Source organism: Roseiarcus sp. (assembly GCF_052145395.1).
GTDB lineage: Bacteria > Pseudomonadota > Alphaproteobacteria > Rhizobiales > Beijerinckiaceae > Roseiarcus.
The window spans coordinates 1-4,711 of the sequence record NZ_JBKQOT010000022.1 but is presented as its reverse complement, the minus strand read 5'-3'; the positions used below and the strand labels follow the sequence as shown (position 1 = coordinate 4,711).

Annotated in this window: 2 protein-coding genes; both read left to right on the top strand. The window is 62.9% G+C overall.

Features of this window, described 5'->3' with window-relative positions; all coding sequences use genetic code 11:
* The coding region (locus tag ACLP25_RS00685; RefSeq protein WP_442467326.1) for an alpha amylase C-terminal domain-containing protein at positions 1–1,858 on the top strand (1,858 nt) is incomplete at its 5' end.
* An 854-nt stretch (positions 1,859–2,712) separates the two neighbouring features.
* Positions 2,713–3,642 carry a histone deacetylase family protein gene (locus ACLP25_RS00680; RefSeq protein ID WP_442467325.1) on the top strand — a complete coding sequence of 310 codons (930 nt, stop codon included), beginning with the start codon at positions 2,713–2,715 and terminating at the stop codon, positions 3,640–3,642.
* The last annotated feature ends 1,069 nt before the right edge of the window (positions 3,643–4,711 follow it).

Here is a 4,711-nt window from a genome sequence, read left to right as displayed (position 1 = left end):
CGCGCTTAACAGGTCGGGAGCGCCCGGCTGGACTCCAAGCCCGGACGACCGCCTGACCCCGCTCCCGGACGGGACATGGGCCGGATTCCTCGACAGCGCCGAAGACGGGCTCCAGTATCTGTTCTGGGTCGACGGCGAAGCCTCGCAAGGGCCCAAGCGCGACCCTTATGCGCGCGAACTGACGCTGACGCCCGCCTTCCCGGCTTCCTATTGCATCCTTCGCGACCCGGCGGCCTATCCTTGGCATGACGGGGCCTGGAGGCCACCGGATTTCAGCAAGTTGATCATTTATCAGCTGCACATCGGCACGTGGTGGGCGGTGGATGCGACCGGCGCTCAAGCGCGCGCGTCGCGGGGAGGCCGCTTTCTCGACGTCGCCACGCGTCTCGGCTACCTCCGCGACCTCGGCATCACCGCCGTTCAGCTCCTGCCAATCCAGGAATTCGAGACGGAATTCAGCGAAGGGTACAACGGCGTCGACTATTTCTCGCCCGAGCAACGCTACCAGGTGGGCGACGACGCCGATCTCGCGCGCTATCTTGGGCAGATCAACGCGACGCTCGCTAAGTTTGGCGCCGGGCCGCTGACCCTCGAAGAGCTTCGGCCGGGCGTCAATCAGCTGAAATGCCTGATCGATCTCGCGCACCTGCATGGCGTTGCCGTCATCTTCGATCTTGTCTACGATCATGCCGGCGGCGGCTTCGACCCGCAGAGCCTCTATTTCTACGACCGATCTCCCGACGGCGATCAAAACAACAGCCTCTACTTCACCAATCAGGGCTGGGCCGGCGGCTTGGTGTTTGCTTACGGGAACGCCAACGTCAGGCAATTCCTCATCGACAACGCCTCGGCCTTCATCAAGGAGTATCGGATCGACGGAATCCGCTACGACGCGGTGAGAGTCATCTCGGACAATCGGCCTGCGGGAGCCGAACTCTGCCAGGACATAACGAGCACCGTGCGCTTCATCCGGCCGTCCGCCATCCAGATCGCCGAATACTGGGACCGGGATCGCGCCTTTCCGGTCACGCCGACGCCGGCCGGCCTCGGCTTCGACGCGACGCTCGGCGACGCGTTCCGGGACGCCGTGCGCGGCCTTCTGACGCAGGCCGCGGGCGGGGCGGGCGCCCAGCTCGAGCTTGACCCTGTCGCCGCCGCGCTCGACCTGCCGGCCGGCTACGACGCCGCGTGGCGTCTGGTGCAGTGTCTCGAAAACCACGACCTTACCTACCTCGGGCATGACGGCGCGGCCCGCGTCGCCATGCTCGCTGATCCGGCCGACCGGCAATCCTGGTACGCACGCAGCCGCAGCCGAGCCGCGGCGGCGCTCTTGTTCGCGGCGCCCGGAATCCCGGCGCTTTTCATGGGCCAGGAGATCCTCGAGGACAAGCTCTGGTGCGACGACGAAAAGAACCATCCGGGCCATCTGATCTGGTGGGATGGGCTCGCCACGGAGCCGACGATGGCCGACTATCGACGCTTCATGCGCGATCTGATCGCGCTGAGACGACGGCAGCCGGCGCTCAACGCGGACGGCGTGCGCGCGTCGCGCGTCAATGATTTCGATCGGCTGATCGTTGTCCATCGCTGGGTCGCCGACGGCAGGGGTCAGGACGTCGTGGCGGTGGTGAGCTTCGACGAGCAGCCGAAGTACGACTACCGCGTAGGGTTGCCGCGGGACGGCGAGTGGATCGAGCTCTTCAATACCGACTATTACGACGGCTTTCCCAATCCTCAGCCGATCGGCAACGGGGGAATCGTCTACGCGGACGGCCCGGCGCTCGACGGCTTCGCGCAGTCGGCCGCGATCACCGTCCCGCCAAACGGCGCACTCTTTTTTCGCGCCGCGGACTCGTAGAAGCCGGCAGGTGCGCCCGGCGCAACGAGGCTGGTTCGGAGGGAACCGGCCGGAACGGCGCGGCGAGGGAGAGCGGCCGGCGCGAAGGAAAGCTCCTTCCTGCCTTGCCCAGCGTCCGATCATTGTCGGCGGGGCCGTGAAATCGGGGTTAACTGCGCCCCCTTGCGGGGCGCCGGCGCGCCGGCTAGCCGGCCATGAGTCCGACTCTGGCGCATTTGGTCAGCATCTCATCGAGCTGCGCCGAAGCCTCAGTTACGCAAACGTCGTGACGCCGGGCGATTTCGAGCTTGAGTTCGCCGCGGGTGCGCGTTCCGTCGATCAGCGGGATTAAGGTTCAATGACCGCTTCACGTGTGAATCGAATTTGAACAATGACCCCTCTGGTCGCATCATAGGTCCGCCAAACCAAGGGCTTAGCAGCGTGACACCTCGCCGATCGGCGTCGAAACTCCATGCCGATTGACACCAAACAATGCGGAGAAGAGGCGGGGCGGTCCTGAAACGGGCCTGTGGCGAGCTTGCGCATGCGAGCGGTTCGATCGGGCTGGAAGCTATCGCAGTGACGGCTCGGTTCGGCCTGGACGCGGCTTTGCCGGACATTCTCATGGCGCCGGCCGCGTCGAACGGTGGGCAGGACTGCTCTCACCCATAAGGCGCACGGCTCACGGACCTGCGCGTCTTCAGCGAGCTGCCGAGCCTCTACCCGGAGGCTGAGGCGCAAGCCAAGCGGCGGGTCCGCGAACCCGAGCCGATGCCGCAGTGAAGCGTCATGCGCAATGGACTTTCCCGCGCGTTAGCGCGAGGGTGCCGCGCAGGCTAAGGGGGGATGCGTTTCGGCAAGCTGGGCATCAGCCCGTGACCACTCTGCTCATCAGCCACCCCGCGTGCCTGGCGCATGACATGGGCGAGGGACATCCCGAACAGCCTGACCGTTTGCGGGCGATCGACCGGGCATTGGAGAGCGAGGTCTTCCAGATGCTGGCGCGCGACGTCGCGCCGCGCGCCGAGTTTTCGGAGATCGCCCGCGTCCATCCGTTCGACTATATCGAAGCGATCCGCGCGGCGACGCCGACGCAGGGACACACGGCCATCGACGACGAGACCTCGATCTCGCCCGGCTCGTTCGAGGCCGCGCTCCGCTCGGCGGGGGGCGCGATATTCGCAGTCGACGAGGTGATGACCCGCAAGGTCAGAAACGCCTTCGTCGCCACGCGGCCGCCGGGCCATCATGCTGAAGTCGCGATGCCGATGGGCTTCTGTTTCTTCAACAACGCGGCCATTGCCGCGCGTCACGCGCAGGCGATCTATGGCGCTAAGCGCGTCGCGATCGTCGATTTCGACGTCCATCACGGCAACGGCACGCAGCACACCTTCTGGGACGACCGGAACGTTATGTACGCATCGACCCATGAGATGCCGCTCTTTCCCGGCACGGGGGAGATCGGGGACCGAGGCGCGCACGATCAGATCGTAAACGCTCCCTTGCGCGCCGGCGACGGGGGCGAAGCCTTCCGCGAGGCGATGGAATCTGCGATCCTGCCGCGCATCGCCGACTTCGCGCCCGATCTCATCGTCATCTCGGCCGGCTTCGACGGCCACCGCCTCGATCCGCTCGGTAACCTCAATCTCGTCGAGGCGGACTTTGTTTGGGTGACGCGGAGCGTAATGGAAATCGCCCAGAGGCGCTGCGGAAGCCGCATCGTGTCGGTGCTGGAGGGCGGCTACGACCTCAACGCCCTGGCGCGCTCGGTGGCCGCGCATGTGCTCGCGTTGATGGAGGGGTGAGGCGCGGTTTTTCGACGGCCTTATCGGGGCGGGGTTGGGCCTCTGCTGCTCGTCCCCGTCTTGCCGCGCTTCACCGAGCTTTCCGCTGGTCGAGATCGAAGTCGCGGTCGACGATCATTTCGTCAATGTGAGCCCCTCGAAAGCCTTATCGCGCCCGTTCCAACATAATCCACCCGCCCCAAATTCTGCCCCGGTTACACAAATTGGGTAAAAAAACGCCCGCGTTGCGTATTAACCGCAACGACCACACCCTTGAAGTTCGCGGCGACTTGACGTTTCATTGCGCTCTAGAACGACTGTTGCCCTAGATCGGGGGAGCCATAATGGCACTGCATTGGGCGATCGTTGGTGTCTTCATTGGGATCGGTCTTCTACTTCCAATAAGAGTGCTTGGGTTTCTTCTTGATCAAAAGATAAATGTCATTATATCCGTAGTTGTTGTTTCTATATTTATGAAATCAGTGAGAGAAAGCGATCCATATATGGTGGATCCTGAGGGGGTGCAAGCGGTAGCTTGCTTCATGGTTTTCGTGATCTTGTTTGGGCTTCAACAGGTATTCATTCTAAAGCGGCGAACTATAGTCCAGGAATTTCTAGATAGATTCGGGAATGATGAATAGAGCGCAGGGGTCGTTCATTGATGCGTGATGCGTCATGGAATTTCTCAAGCGCCTCTTCGGCTTGGGCAGTAAAAATGGTTCTAACATCCATGTTTCTCCTGCGAATGGCTTAGGACGTCCTTCCTCTACTTCCGTTCCTGTGAGTCAATCTCGGCCCGAAAGCTAACACACAAGAGTCGTCAGTAAGTCGATTAGGGCACGCCGACATCGCCACGTTAACGAGTTGGGAGTGGGCAAGCGGCTAAACGCCGACCATGTCGACTTGCCGTGTCCCTCTGTATCGCCGCCATGGTTTCCGCCAGTAGTGATCAGCTACGCCGTGCGGCCAGAGGGCGGTGCCGATCGGCTGAATGTCAAAAGAATAGTCACTGCACGTTTCGGTTACGCTCGAAGGCGGAGGAGAGCGCGATCGCCTGCGCCCGGTCTCTTACCCTAAGCTTGCGCAGCAC